25 protein-coding genes are annotated in these 24,574 nt (G+C 40.2%); 9 read left to right on the top strand and 16 right to left on the bottom strand.

Annotated features, from left to right (window positions below):
- Positions 1-104 precede the first annotated feature (104 nt).
- Entirely contained in the window at positions 105-1,064 is a 960-nt protein-coding gene (trpS, locus tag AC4JOV_RS02325; protein ID WP_229936730.1) for a tryptophan--tRNA ligase, read from the top strand.
- Between the two features lie 3 nt (positions 1,065-1,067).
- Here the strand turns inward: trpS and AC4JOV_RS02320 are convergent, their stop codons facing one another.
- The 6 genes from AC4JOV_RS02320 to AC4JOV_RS02295 all read right to left on the bottom strand — a co-directional run bounded on the left by AC4JOV_RS02320 (position 1,068) and on the right by AC4JOV_RS02295 (position 5,906).
- On the bottom strand, positions 1,068-1,586 hold the full coding sequence (locus tag AC4JOV_RS02320; protein WP_229936731.1) for a hypothetical protein: 519 nt from the start codon (positions 1,584-1,586) through the stop codon (positions 1,068-1,070).
- Between the two features lie 11 nt (positions 1,587-1,597).
- Positions 1,598-2,215: a rhodanese-like domain-containing protein gene (locus AC4JOV_RS02315; RefSeq protein WP_229936732.1), complete on the bottom strand. Its 618-nt coding sequence runs from the start codon at positions 2,213-2,215 to the stop codon at positions 1,598-1,600.
- Positions 2,215-2,835, bottom strand: coding sequence for a rhodanese-like domain-containing protein (locus tag AC4JOV_RS02310; protein ID WP_229936733.1), 621 nt, complete (start codon positions 2,833-2,835; stop codon positions 2,215-2,217). Before AC4JOV_RS02310 ends, AC4JOV_RS02315 begins: the two co-directional genes overlap by 1 nt.
- A 271-nt stretch (positions 2,836-3,106) precedes the next feature.
- On the bottom strand, positions 3,107-3,850 hold the full coding sequence (murI, locus tag AC4JOV_RS02305) for a glutamate racemase (protein ID WP_229936734.1): 744 nt from the start codon (positions 3,848-3,850) through the stop codon (positions 3,107-3,109).
- Between the two features lie 213 nt (positions 3,851-4,063).
- Positions 4,064-5,410 (bottom strand): transcription termination factor Rho, encoded by a 1,347-nt coding sequence (gene rho / locus AC4JOV_RS02300; protein ID WP_229936735.1) that lies wholly within the window; start codon positions 5,408-5,410, stop codon positions 4,064-4,066.
- Between the two features lie 106 nt (positions 5,411-5,516).
- Complete coding sequence (locus AC4JOV_RS02295) at positions 5,517-5,906, bottom strand: hypothetical protein (protein WP_229936736.1); 390 nt, start codon at positions 5,904-5,906, stop codon at positions 5,517-5,519.
- A gap of 56 nt (positions 5,907-5,962) precedes the next feature.
- Between AC4JOV_RS02295 and AC4JOV_RS02290 the strand changes: the two genes are divergently transcribed.
- The 7 genes from AC4JOV_RS02290 to galU are packed head-to-tail and all read left to right on the top strand — an operon-like array spanning position 5,963 to position 13,754.
- Entirely contained in the window at positions 5,963-8,380 is a 2,418-nt protein-coding gene (locus AC4JOV_RS02290; protein WP_229936737.1) for a heavy metal translocating P-type ATPase, read from the top strand.
- Positions 8,381-8,620, top strand: a complete 240-nt coding sequence (gene ccoS, locus AC4JOV_RS02285; RefSeq protein WP_229936738.1) for a cbb3-type cytochrome oxidase assembly protein CcoS — start codon at positions 8,381-8,383, stop codon at positions 8,618-8,620. It abuts the gene before it with no gap.
- A 56-nt stretch (positions 8,621-8,676) separates the two neighbouring features.
- On the top strand, positions 8,677-9,240 hold the full coding sequence (locus AC4JOV_RS02280; protein WP_229936739.1) for a YfaZ family outer membrane protein: 564 nt from the start codon (positions 8,677-8,679) through the stop codon (positions 9,238-9,240).
- Between the two features lie 29 nt (positions 9,241-9,269).
- A complete protein-coding gene (gene galE, locus AC4JOV_RS02275) occupies positions 9,270-10,289 on the top strand; it encodes a UDP-glucose 4-epimerase GalE (RefSeq protein WP_229936740.1) in 1,020 nt (339 codons plus the stop codon).
- Positions 10,286-11,659, top strand: a complete 1,374-nt coding sequence (locus AC4JOV_RS02270) for a phosphomannomutase/phosphoglucomutase (RefSeq protein WP_229936741.1) — start codon at positions 10,286-10,288, stop codon at positions 11,657-11,659. Before galE ends, AC4JOV_RS02270 begins: the two co-directional genes overlap by 4 nt.
- Complete coding sequence (locus AC4JOV_RS02265; RefSeq protein WP_229936742.1) at positions 11,656-12,879, top strand: glucose-6-phosphate isomerase; 1,224 nt, start codon at positions 11,656-11,658, stop codon at positions 12,877-12,879. Before AC4JOV_RS02270 ends, AC4JOV_RS02265 begins: the two co-directional genes overlap by 4 nt.
- Positions 12,880-12,911: 32 nt before the next feature.
- Positions 12,912-13,754, top strand: a complete 843-nt coding sequence (galU, locus tag AC4JOV_RS02260) for a UTP--glucose-1-phosphate uridylyltransferase GalU (RefSeq protein WP_491522173.1) — start codon at positions 12,912-12,914, stop codon at positions 13,752-13,754.
- A 242-nt stretch (positions 13,755-13,996) separates the two neighbouring features.
- Here galU and AC4JOV_RS02255 read toward each other — a convergent pair whose 3' ends face one another.
- The 10 genes from AC4JOV_RS02255 to AC4JOV_RS02210 all read right to left on the bottom strand — a co-directional run bounded on the left by AC4JOV_RS02255 (position 13,997) and on the right by AC4JOV_RS02210 (position 23,828).
- Entirely contained in the window at positions 13,997-14,755 is a 759-nt protein-coding gene (locus AC4JOV_RS02255) for a 3-deoxy-manno-octulosonate cytidylyltransferase (RefSeq protein WP_229936744.1), read from the bottom strand.
- Complete coding sequence (locus tag AC4JOV_RS02250) at positions 14,749-15,498, bottom strand: SDR family NAD(P)-dependent oxidoreductase (protein ID WP_229936745.1); 750 nt, start codon at positions 15,496-15,498, stop codon at positions 14,749-14,751. Before AC4JOV_RS02250 ends, AC4JOV_RS02255 begins: the two co-directional genes overlap by 7 nt.
- 3 nt (positions 15,499-15,501) lie before the next feature.
- Positions 15,502-16,629, bottom strand: coding sequence for a 3-dehydroquinate synthase (gene aroB / locus AC4JOV_RS02245; protein ID WP_229936746.1), 1,128 nt, complete (start codon positions 16,627-16,629; stop codon positions 15,502-15,504).
- Positions 16,616-17,305 (bottom strand): cytidylyltransferase domain-containing protein, encoded by a 690-nt coding sequence (locus tag AC4JOV_RS02240; RefSeq protein ID WP_229936747.1) that lies wholly within the window; start codon positions 17,303-17,305, stop codon positions 16,616-16,618. The genes aroB and AC4JOV_RS02240 overlap by 14 nt, the downstream gene beginning before the upstream one ends.
- Before the next feature lie 219 nt (positions 17,306-17,524).
- The gene (locus AC4JOV_RS02235) at positions 17,525-18,574 is read right to left on the bottom strand and encodes an ELM1/GtrOC1 family putative glycosyltransferase (RefSeq protein WP_229936748.1); all 1,050 of its coding nucleotides are present in this window, start codon (positions 18,572-18,574) and stop codon (positions 17,525-17,527) included.
- Positions 18,575-18,695: 121 nt separating this feature from the next.
- On the bottom strand, positions 18,696-19,856 hold the full coding sequence (locus tag AC4JOV_RS02230; protein WP_229936749.1) for a glycosyltransferase family 4 protein: 1,161 nt from the start codon (positions 19,854-19,856) through the stop codon (positions 18,696-18,698).
- Between the two features lie 67 nt (positions 19,857-19,923).
- Entirely contained in the window at positions 19,924-20,937 is a 1,014-nt protein-coding gene (locus AC4JOV_RS02225; RefSeq protein ID WP_229936750.1) for a glycosyltransferase, read from the bottom strand.
- A gap of 10 nt (positions 20,938-20,947) precedes the next feature.
- Positions 20,948-22,045 carry a glycosyltransferase family 4 protein gene (locus tag AC4JOV_RS02220; RefSeq protein WP_229936751.1) on the bottom strand — a complete coding sequence of 366 codons (1,098 nt, stop codon included), beginning with the start codon at positions 22,043-22,045 and terminating at the stop codon, positions 20,948-20,950.
- On the bottom strand, positions 22,042-22,977 hold the full coding sequence (locus AC4JOV_RS02215; RefSeq protein ID WP_229936752.1) for an ELM1/GtrOC1 family putative glycosyltransferase: 936 nt from the start codon (positions 22,975-22,977) through the stop codon (positions 22,042-22,044). The genes AC4JOV_RS02220 and AC4JOV_RS02215 overlap by 4 nt, the downstream gene beginning before the upstream one ends.
- Positions 22,938-23,828, bottom strand: coding sequence for a lysophospholipid acyltransferase family protein (locus AC4JOV_RS02210; protein ID WP_229936753.1), 891 nt, complete (start codon positions 23,826-23,828; stop codon positions 22,938-22,940). The genes AC4JOV_RS02215 and AC4JOV_RS02210 overlap by 40 nt, the downstream gene beginning before the upstream one ends.
- Before the next feature lie 128 nt (positions 23,829-23,956).
- On the opposite strand from AC4JOV_RS02210, the gene hisH reads away from it, so the two are divergent.
- Positions 23,957-24,568, top strand: coding sequence for an imidazole glycerol phosphate synthase subunit HisH (gene hisH, locus AC4JOV_RS02205; RefSeq protein WP_229936754.1), 612 nt, complete (start codon positions 23,957-23,959; stop codon positions 24,566-24,568).
- The last annotated feature ends 6 nt before the right edge of the window (positions 24,569-24,574 follow it).

Genomic DNA, 24,574 nt, shown 5'->3' with positions numbered 1-24,574 from the left:
GCTCTTCATGAAAAAATTGACAGACTCTTCCCTTAAAACAATCTACCAATAAAAGCCTAAAGCCCTCACCTGCTATAATCTCAAAAAAATTTTAGGATATTGCTATGCGTGTACTTACAGGAATCCAGGCTTCAGGTAAACTTCACCTGGGAAACTACTTTGGAGCGATGAAACCCATGGTAGAACTTCAAGAGGAACATGAACTCTTTACATTTATCGCGAACTACCACTCGCTAACCTCTTCCAAAGATGCCCAAACGCTTAGACAATATACCATCGATGCGGCAGTTGACTACCTCTCTATCGGTATCGATCCGAACAAAACCACTTTCTGGGTCCAAAGCCATATGCCTGAAGTACTCGAGCTTTACTGGATACTCTCAAAATTTACCCCGATGGGACTGCTTGAGCGTGCACACTCCTACAAGGACAAAGTTGCCAAAGGAATCCCTGCCAGCCATGCGCTCTTCAGCTACCCTGTACTGATGGCAGCGGATATCCTGATCCTTGACACGGAGAAAGTGCCTGTAGGGAAAGACCAGATCCAGCATGTGGAGATGACACGTGATATCGCCACCAAGTTCAATAACGAATACGGTGAGCTCTTTATATTGCCTGAACACCTGGTACAAGAAGAGGTGGCAACGATCCCTGGGATTGACGGGCAGAAGATGAGCAAGAGTTACGATAACGCGATCGATCTCTTTATGGATGAAAAACCGCTTCAGAAAAGATGTAACAAGATCATCTCCTCTTCTACGCCGCTGGGTGAACCGTTAGAATGGGAAGGTGACAATATCTATGCTATTGCTTCACTCTTCTTAAACGATGAAGAGAAACTCGAACTTCAGGCACGTTATAAAAGCGGTAAAGAGGGATACGGTCACTTCAAAAAATATCTCAAGGAACTCATCTGGGAAGAGCTTGGCGAAGCCAGAGAGAAAAGAGCATACTACCTCGACCATATGGATGAAGTAGAGGATATCCTGGCACAGGGTGCGAAGAAAGCTTCAGCCATCGCTTCAGCAAAAATGGAGAAAATCAAAGCAGCGATAGGACTCTAAGTCCTACTTCTGCGACTCTGATTCATCGATGATCAAGTCTATATCACTCACGATCTCACTTAAGGGATCGGAACCGAGTTCCCCCTCATCACTGGCTTCAACCACATTCTGAGTCTCTTCCGCTGCTTCAGTCGTACCATTAAGGTCAGCATCCTCTTTCCCAGGATCTGTTTTCTTATCACGCTCTTTGTTTTCGACACTCTCTACCGCACTGCTGATACGCTGAACCACTCCCTCTTTCTTGGTCTCAACTTTGACGACTGCAATGTTTAGATTGGACGCTTCCGTTCCAGGATCGACTTTTACATCAACCTCTTCATACCCTTCCAAAGAGTCAAGATAACTTGTTTGCTTCTCTTCATTGCCGCTCTTACTCTGTAACGACGCTACAATTTTCTCTTCATACTCTGTTTCTACATTCGCATTATCAGAGAGCATATTATACTGCACGACCAACCCGACTACTCCCAGGGAGAGGAGTATGACGAGTCCCACCGCTATATTTTCCAGTAGTTTTTTCATCAATTACCTTTCTAGTTTCTTACTGTTGTAAAGCCCAATATCTTCCACATCTGGAAACCGCCGCGATAATAGGATATCTTATCCGCCGGATATCCTCTCTCAAGTAGACTCTCTATCATATCGTTAGACTTTTTACACCACATACCGTCACAATAGATCGCCAACTCCAATGCTCTGCTTGTATCCCAGGTTCCATTCTCCTGTTCTTTCATACCCAAAGAGTTGAAGATCTTATGCATAGCGATATCATTGTTTCTGATTTGAGCAGGAATGTTCACTGCTGATGGAATAGACTCTTTTTTATAGTGTGCTTTATCTCTGACATCAATGAGCATACCTTTTTGCCTATTGACCTTCTCTTTCATAAACTTAAGCACCTCAACCTCTCCGATCGTTTCTACACCGTTTTTAAGATCGATCGGCTGGATAAAGGTTCCCGGTCTGTAGGTTTTGGCATACTCTCCTGTGAGTTTATGCTTCGTATCCTGTATACGGTGAACCTTTACCGCTTTACCTTTATGATAGATATAGACAGAGGAGATATCCGGTGTGATCTTAACTTTATCATACTGTCCGGCATGGAGTAAACTTCCTGTCATTAATGCTGCTGCGATTAATCTCCCTTTCATTATTTTGCCTCCTGTGATGGTACGATCGTTGTAAAGCCTAAGAGTTGCCATGCCTGCATACCGCCTCTATAGTATTTCATCTTCTTTTCCGGGTATCCTATCTCCGAGAGTGCGTTGATTGCCGTAGGAGACTGTCCGCACCATGCACCGTTACAGTAAAGTAAAATCGTTTTTGCATGGGTAAAGTCCCAGGCATCTGTTCCGCTTTTTACACCGCCTAACTCTGTAAGCACTTTATCTCTTTGAGGAGTATCGGTCAAAAAGAGTTTAAACGGGATATTCACCGAACCCGGGATCGCACTTTTCTCATACCAGTTTTTCAGTCTTGCATCAATAAAGAGCCCTTTTTTATGCGTTAAAAAATCCAACACTTCCAACTCTCCGAATGTTTCTACGTGATCACTTACTTTAAAAGGTTCTATAAAAAACGGCGGCGAGGGCCTTGAGGTCAAGGCAAAGGTATTGGTAAGATAACTGTCGGGCCTCTGCTCCCGTTCGATTTTATAGGTCTTTCCATTCGCTTCTATCTCTGCAAAAGGAACACCTTCAGTGATTTCGACCTCATTAGCCTGCAACAGACTTGAAGCGACTAAAGCCGGTACAAGGTAGCTTAGCTTCATACGTAACTCCTGAATTTATTATCTATGATTTGATTATAAATATATAAAAAAGTACTATGAAAAGGTTTAGAGGAAGTTCAATAAATCTGTGACTTTAGATTTCAAGACAATGAGAAAATGAAAAATTTATCAACATACAAAACCATGTACTTTTCTTCCTCCCATACACTACAATCCTAAGATGTGATTGTAACATATAGTTAATTATATTTTACAATTATAAAAAAAGGTAATAAATTATTCTTATGGCTAAAGTCTGTCTACTCCGGGATCAGTCATTGAGCCATCGATTGGCAATCGCACGCAGCCCTTCCACATTATCTGAGGCATAGATACTGAGTTTTGTCTCTTCTACATTCTCTTTGATACCGTGTCTCTCTTCCAGATACTCGACGATTGCTTCACCTGAATGTATTAAAGTCGGGATATCGTCAAAATAGCTTTTGATCGATTCAGAGATCAAAGGGAAATGTGTACACCCCAGAATGATCGCTTGGGGTGTCTCAATCTCTTTAAAGTAGTGATGCATCGTCTCATAGAGTAAAGGGCCGTCAAATATACCCTCTTCTACCATCGATACAAACAGTCCTGTCTGCAGTGCAGTAAGGTTTTGGTAGCCAAGTTGCTCCAGTGCATGTTGATAACGCTTGGAAGCTATCGTCGCACGTGTACCGATGATCAGGATTGGCGCATCTTTATCGGTAAAACCGTTTACCAATGCTTTGATACCCGGTTCAATCACCCCTACTACAGGATAAGAAGCTTTGCTCTGCATTTCAGTGATCGCATAAGCACTTACCGTATTACACGCCGTGATAAGCAGATCAATATCAAAATTGTTAAAAAATTCCAGGGCTTCAAGGGAGTAACGGATCACAGTATTGGCATCTTTCGGTCCGTAAGGGACACGTGCTGTGTCACCATAGTAGATGATTTCGTCAAAAAGTTTGTGGTCCAACAGGGATTTGACTACGCTCAGTCCACCGGCCCCCGAATCGAATACACCTATCTTCAAAAGGAGACCTTTTTAGATAATGAAGAACGAGGAGTACGCCCGAACGAAGAGACAAGTGCCCTTGGGGTAAGAACCGAGGAGTTCAGGCATGCTTTTCGTACGAAAAGCTTTGATACAAAAAATTGGAATAAAAGTTTTACATCGTAAAACATACCGAAACTTTTCACTCTTCACTCCTCACTATTCACTTTTTATGAGCCTAGGCTCATAAAATTACGCCCCTTCGTTCATTAAGGAGAGGAACTCTTCATTAGACTTGGTTTTAAGCATTTTAGAGAAGAGGAATTTCAGTCCTTCCACCTCTTCCATGTTCTGCATTGCAGTTCTCAGTGCCCAGACTTTTTGCAGTGTCTCAGGAGTCACAAGAAGTTCCTCTTTACGTGTACCTGATTTCGTCACATCAATCGCTGGGTAGATACGTCTCTCAGAAACATGACGGCTGAGAACTACTTCAGAGTTACCTGTACCTTTAAACTCTTCGAAGATCACCTCATCCATACGGCTTCCTGTCTCGATCAGTGCAGTAGCGATAATTGTAAGGGAACCGCCCTCTTCGATATTTCTAGCCGCACCGAAGAAACGTTTCGGCTTATGCAGTGCATTCGCATCCACACCACCGGAGAGGACTTTTCCGGAACTTGGTGTAACAGTGTTATACGCACGAGCAAGTCTTGTGATAGAGTCCAGCAGGATAATCACATCTTTACCCATCTCTACACGTCTTTTGGCTTTTTCGATCACCATCTCGGCAGTTCTTACATGGTTTTGTGCAGGCAGGTCAAATGTTGAACTGTAGACCTCACCCTTGACAGAACGCTGCATATCGGTTACCTCTTCGGGTCTCTCATCAACCAGCAGTACCATCAGTGTCGCATCCGGACTGTTATGTGTGATACCGTGTGCGAGCTCTTTGAGAAGCTCTGTTTTACCTGTACGCGGAGGTGCAACGATCAGTGCCCTCTGACCCTTTCCGATAGGGGTGAAAAGATCAAGCACTCTCCCTGTCATCTTCACAGGGTTGTACTCAAGTCTCAGTTGTTCACTGGCATAAAGCGGTGTCAGGTTGTCAAAAAGCGGTCTCTGTTTTGATTGCTCCGGTGCAAGATAGTTGATCGCTTCGATCTTGAGCAGTGCGTTATACTTCTCCTGCTCTTTCGGTGCACGCACCTGCCCGGTCACAATATCCCCGTTTCTGAGAGCAAAACGTCTAATCTGTGTACTGCTCACATAGGTATCGTTACTAGAGTTGGCGAAGTTGCCCTCTTCTGAACGCAAGAATCCATACCCATCCGGCAAGATCTCAAGAATACCCGTAAAGAGGATAAATCCTCCCTGGCTTACCTGTGATTTAAGGATCTCAAAGATCAGGTCTTTTCTTTGAAACTCGTTAGGGTTTTCAACTTTGACCTCTTTTGCTATCTCTACCAGTTCCGAGAGTGGTAGCTTTTGAAGATCCTCTACTTTGTGCCCTTTAACAGGTACATGTGTTCTATTGCCGCTTTTTTTACTTTTTGGTGTTTTGGCATTGGTATTGCCGGAAGATTTTTGATTATCGCTCATGTGTCCTCTTGAGTGTTCTGGAAATTATTCTTAGAAGATTTGTGTATGTTATATAGTTATCTAAAACTTATGTAGATAACGTATTATAAACCTTTTAAACTAAAACTTAAGTTAATGCATAAAACAACAAAGAGGGATAGAGTATCGGCCCTAAGAAAAAATACCATGAGGGAATCCGCCACATCAAGAGCTGCGCAAGCTCTTCTGAGACAACACGTTCTTTAAAAAGCTTTTTAAGCAGCTCCAGTTTATAGAAGATATCAAAGACCTTCATCGCCACTAAAAAGATCATACTGACGTTGAGTATGTCCGTTGCCATGACAACAAACAGTACAAAATAGAATCCCGGATGCACCGCAAAGAAAAGAAAAATGGACTTTTGATAGTAGAAATTGAGCCGCTCCAGGATGCCAAGCAGTGTAGGTGCCCTCTGAATATACGCTTCAAAGAGTTCCGCCCCAAAAAGTATAAAAGTAAGTAAAAGTACTGTTTCCATGTGGGATTTTACTCTTATTTGGATAAAATTCATGCAAACACACCAGAGGATTTGACTTGGCAGACTGTACTTGTACCCACTGTAACCTTACATTTGATGAGAGCGTAATGATCAATGAAGAGCATAACGGTCAGACACTCCATTTCTGCTGTAAAGGGTGCCAGGGTGTCTATCATCTGCTTGAAGATGAGGGACTCGGCAGTTTTTACGATAAACTCGGAGATACAAAACTTCAACCGGCGACACCTCAAGGGGAGGATCTGGAAAAATTCGACCTGGAAGGCTTTGAGAAGCGTTATGTCAAGGTACATGATGACGGGCTGCATGAGATCAACCTTATCATTGAGGGGATACACTGTTCTGCCTGTGTCTGGCTGAACGAGAAGGTACTGCATAATCTTGACGGGGTGATGGAAGCCGTCATCAACTATACCAATAACAAAGCCAAGGTTGTCTGGGATCCCGAAGAGGTCAAGCTCTCCAAGATCATCGAAACGATACGCGCCATCGGCTACAACGCCTACCCTTATGATCCCAAACTCCAGGAAGAGCGTGCAGTCAAAACCCGAAAAAGCTACTATATGCGTATTCTGGTAGCCGTCTTTGGCTCCATGAACATTATGTGGCTGGCTGTCGCACACTATGCAGGGTACTTCGGAGGGATACAGCAATCGTTTAAAGATATTCTCAATGTAGCCGAGTTCATCCTGGCTACACCGGTTCTTTTCTACTCCGGATGGATATTTTTCAGAGGTGCCTACTACGGGTACAAAAACAGAACGGTCAACATGGATACACTGGTTGCCTCCGGGGCACTCTCAGCCTATATCTACTCCATCTATGCCATGGTCACACAGCATGGTGAGGTTTACTTTGACTCTGTCACGATGATCATCACCTTTGTACTGGTCGGGAAATACCTGGAGGTACTGAGTAAAAAACATGCGGTGGATACGCTCGACCATATCATAGGAAGTACCCCTACCGAAGTGACGACCATCAAAGAGGGAGTCAAATCACTTGTCAGTGTCGAAAATATCATCATAGGCGATATCATAGAGCTCAAACCCGGGGAGAAGGTCGTTATCGACGGTACCGTTACACAGGGGGCCGCCTCGTTTGATGAGAGTTCTCTGACCGGTGAGAGTGAACCGGTCTACAAAGAGAAAGGAGAGGAGATCCTCAGCGGCTCGATCTGCCTGGACTCCACACTGCAGTATGAAGCCCAAAAAGATGCCTCAAGCTCTCTGCTGACCTCTATTGTAAACCTTCTCGAGGAGTCTATCACCAAAAAGCCGCGCATTGAACAGCTTGCCAATACGGTCTCGGGATACTTCTCTACCGTGATCCTGATCATCGCCCTGCTTACTTTTGCAGGGTGGTTCTACTACACAGGAAACTTTGAAACTGCACTGATCATCGGGATCTCCGTGATTGTCATCGCCTGTCCCTGTGCCCTTGGGCTTGCGACACCTATGGCATCGCTTGTCGGGATCTCTATGGCAGCAAAAAGAAATATCCTCTTCAAAGAGGCAACCTTTCTTGAGACGATGGCCAAAAGCAGACTGCTCGCACTGGACAAAACCGGTACGATCACTGAAGGAAAACCCTCCGTACAGAAAGAGCGGATAATCGAAGCGTTTGACTTTAACCTCCTCTACTCTCTCGTCAATACCTCAAACCACCCTGTCTCAAAAGGTATCTCGACACACCTGGAGTCACAGCATGAGAAGCTTGAAGCGTATCCGCTTGAAGAGATCAAGACCATACAGGCAAAGGGTGTTGAAGCGCGCTACCAAGGGCATAAACTGATCGGAGGGAATGCTTCCTTTATGCAGGCCTCAGGGATGACGGTAGATGAGCAAAGCGAGTATACCCTCTTCTACTTTGCGATCGATAATACGCTCGTGGCACGCTACGAGCTCAGTGATACCATCCGGGAAGGGGCGGCAGAGGCTATCGGAATGATCCAAGAGATGGGCATCAGGGTGGTCATGCTCACAGGAGATAATGAACAGAGTGCCAAAAGAGTGGCAGATGCTGTAGGCATTAGCGAGTTCTATGCCAAACTGTTGCCGGATGAAAAGTCTAAAATGATCGACACGTTCCACGAAGAGGGTGAGATCGTTGTGATGGCCGGGGACGGGATCAATGATACGATCGCACTGGCCTCTTCAGATATCGCCATAGCGATGGGGAATGGTGCGGATGTGGCTATTTCGGTGAGTGATGTGGTGTTACTTGATGAGAGCCCTGAGAGCCTCTATGAATCCTATAGGCTCTCCAGGCGTACCTTCCGGGCAGTCAAAGAGAATCTCGGCTTCTCTTTAATGTATAATGTAATAGCCGTACCGCTTGCCGTAGCAGGCTTTGTCAACCCGCTGGTTGCCGCACTCTCAATGAGTTTGAGTTCCCTCGTCGTTGTAGGTAACTCTATGCGTATTAAAACGTTGAAATTCAAAAAGGATAAGTAGATGTCAGAAAATATTGTGATTTTGATGATTGGTGTCTCAACCTTGCTGGGAGCCTTAGGGCTTATCGCACTGCTCTGGGGAATCAAAACAGGCCAGTTTGATGACCAGTCCAAATTTATCGACAGTGCACGTTTTGACGGTGAAGATGCACTCAGAGATGCAGTGATGATGGAAGAGAAGAAAAAGAAGCGACAAAAGAAGAAAGAAAATGAAGAAAAAGCCTATGGTCCGCCGGATTGATTGAATCCGCTAATCCAAGGTATGGTAAGATACACATCAATATTAAAGGAGTCTTTATGCATCTTAAAAAAATAGTGCTCAGTACATTTCTAGTGACAGGATTATTATCAGCGGAGAACTCTGTCTCACTGAATATCAACGATGAAGATGTAGAGCTGCAGGCATCGCTTAACTTCAATGATATCATCGGATATGCAGACGGTACGACCTATACCCTTGATACAAACTACCTACACACTGACGGTGACAATCTCTTTGGTATCGGCCTCTCCGGAGAAAACCAACTGCAAGGGGTCTATGGACTGACTGTAGGCCTGGGAATCAAAACCGTGTTTGCAGATGAGTTTGCTGCGGTTCCGCTCCTGGTCAGAGGGGCCTATATCCTACCGCTCACTGACGCGATCCCTACAACCACAGTTGAAATGAGTTTTGCCTATGCACCAAAAGTGCTTAGCTTTAACGAAGCGGAAGAGTACTCGGAATTCCGTACACAGGTCGATATGGAGGTAGTTTCAAATATCCATATATTTACAGGATACAGAAATATCGATACCGACTATAAAACATCTGACCATACATTCAATAACAGCTTTTACGGCGGTCTAAAACTCAGTTTTTAGATGAAATATAGATAATAAGAGGGGGAAGAATGGCTATCTTAGTTACCGGAGGAGCAGGATATATCGGGTCACATACCTGTGTAGAGCTCTTAGAGGCAGAGTATGAGATTGTGATTTTCGATAATCTCTCCAATGCATCCAAAGAGAGCATTGCGCGTATAGAGAAGATCACGGGGAAAGAGGTTCCCTTTATCCAGGGGGATATACGCAACAAAGAGGATCTCGACCATGCATTTAACAGTTACACGATAGATGCGGTGATTCATTTTGCCGGGTTAAAAGCTGTAGGGGAGTCCGTAGAGCATCCCCTGAAATACTATGATAACAATGTACATGGAACAAACGTTCTGTGTGAAGTGATGGCATCGCATGGATGCAGATCCATTGTATTCAGCTCTTCAGCCACCGTCTATGGCGACCCGCACACCACTCCTATCAGAGAGGATTTCCCGCTGCAGGCAACCAATCCTTATGGTCGCAGCAAACTCTTTATCGAAGAGATACTGCGTGACCTGCATATCTCGGATAACCAATGGAAGGTGATACTTCTGAGGTATTTCAACCCGGTAGGAGCACACGAATCCGGACTGATCGGTGAAGATCCCAACGGTATTCCCAACAACCTTATGCCTTTTATCTCCCAGGTAGCGGTAGGCAAAAGAGAGTACCTCTCTGTTTTTGGCGATGATTACGATACCCATGACGGTACAGGAGTGAGGGACTATATCCATGTGGTTGATCTGGCAAAAGGACATCTCAAAGCCCTCGAGAAAATCAAAAGCATCGATAAAGTTCTGGCGGTGAACCTTGGTACAGGTCAAGGATACTCGGTACTGGATATGGTAAAAGCATTTGAGCGGGCATCAGGGAAGAAGGTACCCTACCGTATTGCACCTAGACGAAGCGGCGATATTGCCAAATGTTTTGCAGACCCGAGTTATGCCAAAGAGATCTTAGGGTGGGAAGCAACCAAAGATATAGATGCAATGTGCAGTGACACCTGGCGGTGGCAATCACAAAACCCTCACGGATATAAGGGAGACGCATGATCAGTAAATCGATCTTTAGAGAGTATGATATCAGAGGTATCTTTGAAGAAGAGCTTAACGAACAGAGTGTCAAACTGATAGGTTACTACCTGGGCCAGAGGATCAAAGGCGATAAGGTAGTGGCGATCGGATATGATGCACGTTCGCACTCTCCTCTCCTTCGTGACTATCTTACTTCAGGACTCAATGCAGCAGGATGCAAGGTCCTGGATATGGGTATGGTCGCTACTCCTGTCAACTACTTCAGCAACTATCAAACGATTGATGGTTTTACTACGAATGCTTCCGTGATGATCACAGGTTCACACAATCCGAGTGAGTACAACGGATTTAAAATCACGATCGATCAGGCACCTTTTTTCGGTGAAGAGATCTATGCCCTTGGCGAGGAAATTATCCAAAACCAGGATCAAGAAATAGAAGATCGTACCGACCGTATAGAGATCGATGTAAAAACGCCTTATATCAACTATATGGTCAAAGAGTTTTCCCACCTCAAAGGTCTGGATAAGAAGATCGTGATTGACTGCGGTAACGGGGTTGCCGGGACCGTGATCAATGATATTTTTGATGCGCTTGCATTTGACTATAAAGGCTTATACTGTGAACCGGACGGGACATTCCCCAACCACCATCCGGACCCTTCGGTAGAAAAAAACCTCGGTGATGTCAAAAAAGCGCTTGAAATAGAAGGCGATATCGCCTTTGCCTATGACGGGGATGCAGACCGTATCGCGGTACTGACACATAAGCACAACATCAAGGGTGATCACATGGCACTGCTTTTTGCCATGCAGATGGAGAACCCGACAGTCATCGGAGAGGTCAAGTGTTCGCAGGTGATGTATGATGAGCTAGAACGGCGTGGTGCCAACGCGATCATGTATAAGACCGGCCACTCCAACCTCAAAGTCAAGATGAAAGAGACCGGTGCCCACCTTGCATGTGAGGTCAGCGGGCACATCTTTTTCAAACACCGCTACTTCGGGTATGATGATGCCCTCTATGCGACACTGAGAATGCTTGAACTGATCAAAGAGGGGATAGATCTGGACAGAGAGATCGATGCACTTCCTGCAGTCTACTCCACTGAAGAGATCAAAGTAGAGACAACCGAGGAAGAGAAATTTCTCATTATTGACAAGATCAAGGAACTTCTTATCCACCCGCCTGAAGCATTTCCGGTGATTTTAAATGTGATCGATGTAGACGGTGTCCGCATTAATTTTGAACACGGCTGGGGATTAGTCAGAGCCAGCAACACAACACCTGTACTGGTGACACGGTTTGAATCTACGGATGAAGCCATGGCAAAAACCTATGAGACAAAAGTGAACGAACTGATTCAAAAGGCAAAAGATTCATTATGAAAAATAGACTATACTTTACATCAAATCATCCAAAAGCACAGGCCCATGCGCTCAAGGCGATACAAAAAGAACAAAAAGAGATAGGATACTATACCCTGCCCGACCAGGATATCACCCCTATTCTGGAGTATGCCGAAAAGATCCCCGATAGCGTGGAGAGTATCGCGATCATCGGTATCGGCGGAAGTTCTCTGGGGGCTAAAGCAATCTATGAGTTTGTCAAACCTGTCAATGACCTCAAACGCAGACTCTATCTTTTTGAGAGTACCGATCCTATCGATATCAATGCCACACTCAAAGAGATCGATCTGGGTAAAACGCATTTTATTGTCATCTCCAAATCGGGAACTACCGTAGAGACATTTGCCATCTATAAATATGTCTACTCCTTGCATCCGGATACCTCTTCGTATACCTTCGTGACCGATCCTGATTCTCCCTTGGACAAATACGCCCAGGAGATCAATGCAAATGTACTCTATGTTCCTCAAAATGTAGGCGGACGATTTTCCGTACTCTCACCGGTAGGATTATTCCCTCTGGTATTATGCGGCATTGATATCGGCACTTTGCTGGCGGGAGCACAAAGAGTGAAGGAGAGCTTTTTTGAACAGGGATATATGCAGGAACCGCTTCTCAAAAAAGCGGTCTTTTATGCGAAACACCATGCACAATACAATATCAACTGTATTTTTGCCTACTCCGAATCACTCAAATACTTTTGTGAATGGTATGTACAACTGTGGGGGGAGAGTCTTGGAAAACACCAAAGGCACTCTGCCTTTCACGTAGGACTGACTCCTATCGGACTGATAGGGCCTAAAGACCAGCACTCCTTTTTACAGCTTTTGACAGATGGAACCCGGGATAAATCTATCACATTTATCAAGATAGAAAATTTTGAAGAGGGCATGATCATTCCGGATATCTCGCTCCCTCATCTAGAATCTTTGGATATCCTCAACTCTATCTCTTTTGATACACTCATCAATATGCAGTGTGACTCTGTGATAGAGTCTTTGGAGCAGGAGGGAGATATCCCGATTGACAGTATCACGCTTCCTAAAGTAGATGCTTATACCATCGGATCGTTGATCTACTACTATGAACTTCTTACTTCACTCGTAGCAGAGCTTATGGATGTCAATGCCTACGACCAACCCGGTGTTGAAAACGGGAAAATCATCCTGAAGAAAAAGCTTCAGAAAACCAAGTGCTAATGATGCTTCAGTTATAATCAGAACCATAATATATGAAAAAAGAGAAAAATATGATCAACAAATGTCTATTCCCCGCAGCAGGCTACGGAACACGCTTTCTGCCTGCTACCAAAGCTACGCCAAAAGAGATGCTTCCCGTGCTTACCAAGCCGCTGATACAGTACGGTGTAGAAGAGGCAGTGGAAGCGGGTATCCATACGATGGCGATCGTTACGGGAAGAGGGAAACGTGCCATAGAGGACCATTTTGATATCTCCTATGAACTGGAGCACCAGATCAAGGGTGGTTCCAAAGAACACCTGCTCGATGAGATCCGTGCACTGATCACTGAATGTACTTTCTCTTACACCAGACAGGTTGAGATGAAAGGTCTGGGACATGCGATCCTCACCGGAGAGACACTGATCGGTAATCAACCCTTTGCCGTGATCCTTGCAGATGATCTCTGTACCAATGGCAATAACGGGGTATTGAAGCAGATGATAGAGGTCTATGAAAAATACCAATGCTCTATCGTAGCCATAGAAGAGGTACCGATGGACCAGACTCATAAATACGGTGTGATCGCCGGACACCTCGTAGACGGGACCGATGATACCTATAGGGTCACCGATATGGTAGAGAAACCTGACCCCAAAGATGCGCCTACCAACATGGCGATCATCGGAAGATACATCCTGACCCCTGATATCTTTGATATCATCAGAGAGACCAAACCCGGTAAAAATGGCGAGGTACAGATCACCGATGCCCTTCTTACACAAGCAAAAAACGGGAAAGTCATTGCCTACAAATTCAAAGGGAAACGTTTTGACTGCGGTTCTGTAGATGGGTTTGTTGAGGCGACAAACTATTTTTATGAGATGAACGAGTAATTACAAATATACTTCATACTATATTGATAAATTTTTATTATCATAGACCAGATCTCATACGTGCACTGACTTAAAAAATCTTACAATCGAAAAGATCAATAAGCTCTTTGACGACAGTGAACTATGAGGTGACAAACATTATCACTCTGGAGATAACCTAGAGAATTAAACCTGCTACTTTTTTAAAATACTCAGAGCCCACCAAAAAGTTCATTGATATGATCAACCCCTAACATGTGGATTTACACGCTCTCATCTTTCTTATTATTTAAAAATTTTTCCACTTTTTTAATATCTGAGGGAACATCTACAGCAATAGAGTCTACTTTAGTTTCACTCATTCTAATTTTATAGCCCAGATCTACAAACCTTAATAACTCTACATCCTCGTATTGTTCATTGATAGTTTTCTTGTGATTTGAAAAAACGGAAAGTGCGTCCTTGGTGAAACCATATACCGGTATTTGCTGTCTGAACTGTTGTACTAGTTTTGAGTTTGAAAAAGGAACCGGTAGTCTAGACATATACATTACTTCGTCTTGTTCATTTACGATAACTTTAATAATCGTGTGACTATTTACTTCATCCATATCATCAATGATCTTATATAAATTATACACCATATATTCATTACCATATTGATGATATATGTCAACAATTTGGCTTATAGCATTAGGATCTATGATTGGTTCATCGCCTTGGATATTAACATATAGGTCAAAGTCCAGTTTTTTTGACACTTCTGCCAATCTATCAGTACCCGTAAGACAATTCTCAGAAGTCATAATTACGGGAATCCCTTCTGATTCACAATAAGTTGAGATTCTAGTATCATCTGTGGCAACGATCAACTCATCCAACAACTCAGATTTTTTAGCTTGATTATATGTTCTCTTAATCATTGGTACCCCATTGATTAGAGTTAAAGGTTTCCCTTCAAACCTGGTTGATTTATACCTTGCAGGAATAACTCCTAGAACTTTGGTCTTCTTTTTTACCATGCACTCCATCCCCCATCTATACTTATCACTTCACCGGTAATATATCTTGACATATCAGACGCTAAAAATGCAATTGCATTCGATATATCTCTTGATTCACCCCATGCTTTCATAGGTGTTCTATCAATTGTAAAGTCATATAGCTCACTTTTCTCTTTAAATTTTTCAGCATAAGAAGTTTTACAAAAACCAGGTGCCACAACATTTACATTGATGTTATATTCAGCCCACTCTACCGCAAGTGATTTTGTTAAACTGATGATTGCACCTTTAGATGCACCGTAACCAACTAGTTCAGGTAAGCCTAGTGTCCCGATAATAGATGCCATATTTATTATCTTCCCATACTTCTGTTTGATCATATATTTTCCGACTTCCTTGCAGAAAAGAAACGTACTTCCGGCATTTACATTCATGACCTTTTGCCACTCTTGATACTCTATTTCTAAAAATTCTTTTCTAAATCGCATGCCGGCATTATTGACCAATATATCTATACGACCGAACTTTTCATAGACATTGCTTACAAACTCTTTGACACTATCCTCTAAAGAGACATCTCCCTCCACCCAATATAAATCTGAGGCATCTATTTGTAATTCATTTGAGAGACTTACTAAGTCTTCTCGAGTTTTACTTATGAGGGCTAATTTACACCCAAGCTGAGCAAATAGTATCGCCGTATCTCTTCCTATACCTTTACCTGCACCTGTAATGATGCATACTTTATTTTCTAATTTCATTATTTATTCTTCTATAACATATTCAAAAGCTTCTTGTATGAGTTCAAACGGAACATCATTATATACTTTAGCAGAACCAATTTCATCTGATAAAATAAGTCTAATATTATTATCAAGTCTTTTTTTATCTTTTTTTACATTATCAAAACATTTATGTAGTAATGTTTCCTTGTCAAAACCTAACTCAGATGCGCTAATTTTCGTCGGAAGACCGTAATTATTAAATATATTTTCATATCTTTCAAAAATTGATTTTGATATATTTAAGTATTGAGTAGCGATATATGCAACTGCAACAATACCTATAGAGACGCCTTCACCGTGCCTTAATTGCTCATGCCCATTTTTTTCAGTTGAGATTTCGATAGCATGTCCCAATGTATGCCCATAATTCAATAAAAGCCTCTTTCCTCCCTCACGGAGATCACCATTCACATGATCTATTTTTATCGTTATTGCTTTAGTAATCAACTCTATTAATACGTCATGATCTTTTTTCAACACTACATCTTTATTTGTTTCCAAGTATTCAAAAAAATCTTTATCATTAATCATCGCACACTTGATCACCTCTGCCAAACCTGATAGATAATCCCTATGAGATAAAGTGTCAATAAATGTTAAATCCATAATATTGCCCATTGGGTGGTAATAGTTACCGATGGCATTGATAGTTTGTCTATAGTTGATTGCAACTTTACCGCCAACACTACTGTCAACCATAGCCATGAGTGTGGTAGGGATATGAATGAGATTCATCCCCCTTAACCATGTACTCGCAACAAAACCGGCCAAGTCACCGATCACACCACCACCCACTGCTATAAGGACTGAATCTCTGGCAAGGTTGTTCTCTTCCAAAATACCAAATATTTTTAACACTTCATTGATCGATTTATTACCTTTTCCGGCATCCATATAGTAGCTATATATTTCAAATTTATCAGACAGTTTATTTTCTACTGAAGCGCAAATACCATTTTGAAAGAACGTGTCTCCAACAATGATAATTTTCGAATTTTTGGTATGTTTCTCTATTAAGTCCAGTATCTGATCTATAACATTTTCTCCAATCAATATTGGATACTCTACAGTATCTAATTTTGCATCAATAACTTTATATTTTTGCATATTCAACCTTTGGATACATACCAGAATTCACTATCAGTTCAGCAATTTCAAAATCTTCATCACTCTCCACTTCCAAACCTTCAAAATGATTGATACATTTAACATATGGATTATTGCCTATTCTTTTATTATGGATAGTAAATGATTCTCTAGTAAATACATATAGTGATGACTCCTCTATGATCACCGGATCTAAGTTTTTTAATTTAGGGGTTTCTTCGTTTAATGCATAATTTAAAGGTTTACTTTTAAACCAAGCAAGCTTTTGAAAACTATAAGCTGTAAATGCAGAATCATATTTACCCGAGATTACTTGATTTAGACAATCTGATACTGTATTCGAACTCAAAAAGGGACTGTTTGGGTGTAGTAAAATAATTACATCAGCATTATTTACTTCTAAAAAAGATTTGATAATCGTATCAATCGAAACATCTTTATCATCCAGGCATTTATCACGTTTTACAAATCTGTACTTCAGTTCTTGATCAATATAAGAATTTAAAGATTCATCTGAACAGTACACAGTCACATCATCTATTTCTTGTATTGAGTTTAATAGATCAATACTATAGTTGATGAGATATTTACCACCAAGCTTTTTTAAATTCTTATGTTTTCCAGATATATCAACCTGATAATCCAACCAATATGGAATAAAAGCGCTTACTTTCATGTCTTACCTTCTCTATTATTTTAAGATTAAAAAAATCCAACATTTCCCATCATTTATATACACCATTAACTAATATAATTTATTCATATCAGCAACTTTCACCAAATCAAGATCTTCAATTACATATTATACATTTATCTTGATAAAGAGTGATTTTTAATAAGTTTCAGCTAAACAATTCATAGGTTGAATAAAATCTCTAACAGAAAGAACTTTCAATTATAAGATACCCTTCAGATGTGTTTTCAATTGTTTTGCCAAGTCATCCATTGGATTATTTTCCATAAATTCAAATTCAATATTTGTCAAATCGATATCTTCCAACTCATTTACTTTAATACTTTTTATCCTTTTTAGCTCTCTTAAACTTTTCAAATACTTTTCATATGTTTTGTCAGTCCTTATTTTTCGTGGACTTATCGTGAAGACTGGTTTGCCATAATAAAGGGATTCCCCAATCATAGAACCACTCTCTTCAGTGATAAATATTTTAGAAGAGAGCGGCAAAAATATTCCTAAAAGTTTTTCCGGCTTCTGATTAAAGTAAATCGTATATGCAATGTCATCTTGATAAGGTTCTAATAACTCTTTAATTAAACCCTCATTTTTTAATCCTGTTCTTCTTGATGTTGATATAAGTGCCTTAGCATTCTCGTTTTTGACATGATACATAAAACCATCTATAATCTCTTTCCAGTCTTTTGTTGAATATTCATATTTTCCACCTGTATCACCTCCCAAAAGCAAAACAAAATATTTATCATCTTTATCTAGGTTTTGTGTTTCACAAAATTCTGAAGTAGGCTTGGTCATATCTTGCAATATATTCTTGTTTGGAAAAGCTTCCTTAAAAATAATATAGTTTTTACAATCTAATTTAATTGAACTAATAAGTAAAGTAAAGTAGTCTGTTTTTAAACCTCTTAGCCCACTACAATAAATGTTATTCGTATTTAAAATTCTTGACAACCAAACATTTAAATAAGATGTATCTCCACCCGTAGAGAGGATTAGATCTATATGCTCTTTGGGTAAAACAAAATTTTTATAAAAAAGTTTTAATAAATTAGGATGCTTTTTTAAACAATTATCAAACCAACGATAATGGACAAGTAATTTCATAATTTGTAACAAAAACTTTACACGTATTTTAACATCTAAACTTATTACATCTAAATCAAACTCATGTTTTAGTGCGGCTATGACACCATCAATGGCAAACATATGTCCTGCTTTACCATCATTCAATCTTAATATTTTTTTATTCAAACCAGACCTTTTACATTATATCAATATGTACTAAGTGTATTACACTTCACTATCTTATTATCTATTTGTAAGATACCACAAGCACTACTTTGACTCGTTAGACACAAACTGTTTTTATAAACTAAAACTCCTCAACTAAAAGGTCAAAGTCCTTTATTTTTTTTTCTCGTATAGTTTTCCATTGAAAATTAGCAGAAATATGTTCAAATGTTTTCTCTTTTAATGACTCTTGTAGAGCCTTATCAGACAATACTCCAACAATTTTATCAACCACTTCAGTATGATCTCTGGGGTTATTAACTACTAATTCATTATTTCCAATTACTTCAGGTATTCCCCCTATCTTTGAGCCTATACAGATTGTTTTACAAGCAAGAGCTTCTACAAAAGTTGTTGCACCAGCTTCTGTTTCAACAGGTAAAGAGAGAAATATATCAAATAAATTATAATAGTCCGCAAGTTCATCATTATGTATATACCCCAAATAGGTAATTTTTCCATTTTGCTGATTAATAGTTGCTACCTTTTTCATTACACGTTTTTGGTACTTATTTCCAATTCCGCCTGATTTTCCTGAACCAATAAGATAAAACTCTAAATTAGGGATTTTATCTAACAAGGCAATATATATATCTAACAAATTTAGTATGTTTTTATTGGAGTCAAATCTCCCAATATAACCTATAATAGGATTAGGTTTATTGACTAATTCCTGTTTTGGAAAAAACTTTTTTGGATCATACCCGCAATGTGAAACTTTAATAGGTTTAGTAAAAGATGGATGTATAGATAAAAAATCATTTTTAAGGGCTTGACTTGGGAAAAATAATAAATCTATTTGAGAGTTAAGAGTATCTATCGTTTTTTGACTTTGTTTTTCTAAGTAGTTATTATGCATATGCAATATAATTTTTCCTGAAAAATTAAATTTTTTTATTTTAGAAACATATTCGAATGCATTATGTACCTCAAGCATTTCACTATCAAGAATATTTTTTTTGTAAATCTTTAAATAAATCGAAGATATAAATGGTTTCATTATGTGCCTAAGAACAGGAACATTTGTCAAAATCTTCATTAACCCATTATATTTCGAAACAATATTATAAGAGGAACCATGACTTTTAAAATCATCTTGATTGTTTAGTGTCCGACCTAAAATATAAAACTTATACCTAGATTGTGTATGCCTATATACATCATCTATCCATCTTGCTATAGCCCCTCCTTTATAGCGATTTAAAAATTCATGTTGTGGAATTAAAATACTTAACTTTTTCATTCTCTATATCCTTAATAATATTTTTCCAGTTTCAATAACTAGGTTTCTCAGCTATATATACAAAAGTTCAACTCACTACACTCTTATAAACTTGAATTGTTTGGTTCGCCATATTTTCAAGAGTAAAAGTATTCTTTGCTTTATTAAATATCACTTGATACGTTGCAATGTTTTGATCACAGTTTGCTCTGAACATATTGGTCTTTTTTGCTAATCTAACTGCATCAAATGGCACAATAAATTCTTCTGTTATAAACTTTTTAATATCTGCGACATCTGTAGATACAATAGGTGTATCTAACAGTAGTGACTCAGCAAAGACATAAGAAAAACCTTCTCTTCTTGATGAAATAACTAATAGATCACTGGATTTGATAATACTTTTTGTAAAACTGTTATCAAGGCTTCCCAAAAATTTTATCTTATCTGTTACATGAAACTTTTCAGACAAATTTTCCAATTTTTCTCTTAAGGGTCCATCTCCAATGATTAATAAACAGATATCATTATCTACATACTGCATACTTTCAATCAACAGATCAAAACCTTTTGCCTCTACCAGCCTCCCAACGCTACTGATGATGAATTTATCTTTGTTTATATTAAATGTCTCATGCAGATCAGTCATCTTTTCAGTGCTCGTTTCTATACCATTATAAACTGTAGTTTTATACTTACAGTTCAATTTTTCTCCAATCCTATCCGAGACAGTAATCACTGCATCAGCTTTTAAAAATGGTTTTAAATTTTTTTTATAATTATGTAATGTAGCAACGATCTTAGAGTGTAGAAAAGGTTTTAATTTCACTATAATAGATGTTGCTTTATTCGCTTGGGCATGGATAATGTCAAAAGATTCATTTTTCAACACTTTATATAACCGATACAACATCCATACATTATTTCTACTTTTTTCCAAATCCATAGGAATAAAACGGATATCCTTAAAATGTTTGGCCAAATCTTTGTGTGCTATCACTGTCACATCAATACCGTTTTTGTACAATCCTTTTACAAGCTCTATAGTATGTTTTTCTAATCCTCCATCCCCTCTACTAGCTAAAACTTGACAAACTTTCATCATCTAATCCTCATTTTTTATACAAGTTATCATAAACTGATACTGTTTTATCGACCATTTGCTCTAAAGAAAAATTCTCTTTTATATAGTGTGCCATCACTTCTTTATCAAAATTATTCTTATCAATTTTGAGAATAAGATTTGCCAATGCATCCATATCATTTGGTTCAAACAGATATCCGTTTTTACCCTCAATGACATAATCTGCTGTAGCCCCTATATTTGTCGCGATCAGTGGTGTACCCATAAATATACTTTCAACATTGGCTCGTCCAAATGTTTCAGGTTTGTTGGAGGCAGAGATACTCACATCTGAGATAGAAAATATTTCTTTGATATGTTGTTGATTCCCGGTAAAAATAATATCATCTCCATAGGGACTATCATCAACGATTTTTTTCAATTCATCATAGTAATTTGATCGACTCTTATCAACACTTCCTACAAGTAGCAACTTCGCATTTCCAAGAGATTTTTTTACTTCCAAAAAAGCTTTGATGGTTGTTTTTTGATCTTTCCAGTGCGTGATCCTGGCTACCTGCGTAATCACAAAGCTATCATTTAAGTGATACTTCTCTGTAAAACTTTGCATAAACGCTTCATTTAATTTCGTGTCAAAAGAATAGATATCAACACCCCTTGGTACTAAAACAATCTTTTCCGGGGAAGTCTGGTAGTTTTTTATAATATGATCTATCATAAATTTACTTCCACAAATCACTTTGTCCCCATAGGTCATGATTTTACTATACGCATTTACACTATTAAAACCATGTACGGTAGTTACAAATGGTATCTGCAATGTTCTATTTGCCAGGTAAGTCAACCAAGCCGGAACACGGCTGCGCGCATGCAAAATATCAGGCTGCAAAACTTTAAACAAACGATACAGCTTGAAGATACGGGATGGGGCTGTCAAAATATTTTTAGAACAGACATCAAATACAATATGCTTGCCCCCATCTTCTTCTATCTGATTTTGCAACTTTCCGCCGGCACTAATGACCACACTTTCATGCCCCAACTTCACCAATTCCCGGTTAAGATCAACAACACCGCGTTCTACACCACCTTCATTGAGCTCAGGTAAGATCTGTACAATTTTCATAGCACTTCCTTTGGAATATATCGTAAAAAATCTATCTTTCTGTTGCATTGCTTGAAAGTACCGTCAAAGCTATGCAGGTACCCCTCTTTTTCCAAAAAAGCGGCAAAGCGTGTAAATTTGTTTTCGCCCGGACTCTCCAAAGGCAATACTTCCACATTCGCACTTCCCCATGACACCGCTTCGGAGATCATGGATGTACTGTCGGCTGTGATAAACACATCACTGCACTGTTCGAGAAAATCGGCAATGGGATTGACAGGATTCTCGGAAAAGATTACCACATAGTCAAACCGATAGCTTTTCACAAGTCTCTCTATCTCTTTGGGGGTACGGGGAGAGGTGGTGACCGCAATCTCATATCCCTGATAGTGCCGGACTATCAGGTCCAGCTGCTCTTTGAGCTTTTCTGCCGTAAGCGTAAAATATCTGTTGCTGCCCCCGATCACAATACCAATGGAGGGTTTTACCGCCCGGTAAATCCCTTTGGGTTCGATATAAGCAAAATTTGCAGGGAGTTGGACAATATTCTCTTTGATGGGCGGCGCATCATGACTCTGTGCAAAGATCAGATCAAAATCATACCGGTATCCTTTCGGAAGCATCATGGTGATAGATTTGGCATGCAGTTTTCTGGAGAGAAACTTATTGAGGTAGTAGGTATCCGAACCGGCAGAAACCACCCCATCATAGGTAACATCCGGGATAAGAGAAGAAGTATGCAGCAGATCCGTATAAAAGTGCATCTTATCCAAAACAAAGGATACGCCTTTTGCCCATTTCGACCTGAATTTTACCGGGACGATATCATATGCCGCATTCAAATATTTAGCAAAAGCGATAGACTGATTGAGATGTCCCGGCCTGCCGTCGCTGAGTATCAGAACCTTTTTCATCAAAGCGCTATTCTCCAGCGGTTGTGCATCCAGAACCATTGTGAAGGGTACTCTCTGATCACTGCCCCCATGACCTTATTGTACTCGGCAGTCATTTTTTCTATCCTCTTTGCTTCATCGGATTCCTCTTCTGCACGATACTCTATAGGATCCTGCATAATGATCTTGTATTTCCCCTCTCCTACCCTGGCAGCAAAAAAAGGAATGATCTGAGGATCAAGTTTGTGTTTGAGCATGGCAAGAGAAGTAATGGTTTGAGCGGGTTTTCCCATGAAATCCACAGCGACGGCATTGGGACCTCCTGCTTTCTGATCGATCAAAATCCCCACATTACCTCCGCTTTTTAAGCGTTTTACCATTGAGAGTATGGCCTTTTTCTTTGTGGTTGTATCATTGCCATATTTTTTACGAAACGGCTGGGTGATCCTATTTTCAATCAGTTTATTGTTCCCCTCGCGTCCGACCACCAACATAGGCAAACCATGTTTTGCCAAAAAGTGCGCGAGTAGCTCCCAGTTGGAAAAATGCGCTGTCATCGCTACGATACCTCGGGGCGCATTTTCTGTTGCAGTTTTCAGTTTTGCAATGATCTCTTCTCTGTTCACCACCGCTTTATCGATATCAAACCGGTCAACAAACATCAATAATATTTCTGAAATTGTTTTCGAAAGTTCTGTATATACCTCTTTTGCGAGATGCTTTATCTCACTATCGCTCTTTTCGGGAAATGCCGTTTTAAGATTTTGAACCGTGATGTAACGTCTCTTTTTATCAAGATAGTATACCAGAAGGGTCAACCAACGGATAAATCTATATATCAATACCTTGGGAGCTATCTTTGAGACTCCCAAAAATACTTTGATCATGGTATATTCTATTTTCTCTCTCATCACTACCTCAATTTTATAATGATATTTTATCTAAATAGCCTAAATGCTGTACACGAATATTCCCTTTCAATAAAATTCGCTATAATCACGATATATTAACTCCTCTATCTATTCTTAAGGATATCATTGTGATAGGAATCGTCGATTATAATATGGGTAACCTTGCTTCGGTTATCAATGCGTTTAAAAGTGTAGGTGCTGAAATAGAAGTGCAAAGTGATCCTGCAAAACTGGATCAATATACCAAACTCATTCTTCCCGGTGTGGGTGCATTCCGTGATGCGATGGAACACCTCAAACGTAACGGTATGGATGAAGCGATCAAGACCTATGCAGCATCAGGCAAACCGCTTATGGGTATCTGTCTGGGTATGCAGCTGCTCTTTGAAAGTTCTGAAGAGTTCGGTACTACGGAAGGACTGGGACTCATCCCCGGTAAAGTAGTCGCTTTCAATGAAGCTGAGTTTGATCATCCGCATAAAGTACCGCATATGGGCTGGAATGAACTTTTTGTACAAAAAGAGACTCCTCTATTTTCGGGCCTTCCAAAAGAGTTTTACCTCTACTTTGTACACTCTTACCATGCAGTATGCGAGGACCAGTATGCGATCGGGAAAACACACTATGGATATCAGTTCGTTTCCGCAGTACAAAATGGTAATATCTTCGGTATACAACCCCACCCTGAAAAGAGCCATGAAAACGGGCTTAAGATCATAGAGAATTTTACAAAACTATAGGACACA

Source organism: Sulfurovum sp. MH2-6 (assembly GCF_058374785.1).
Note: the sequence above shows the minus strand (reverse complement) of the source record. Positions and strands in the feature narration are given on the sequence as shown.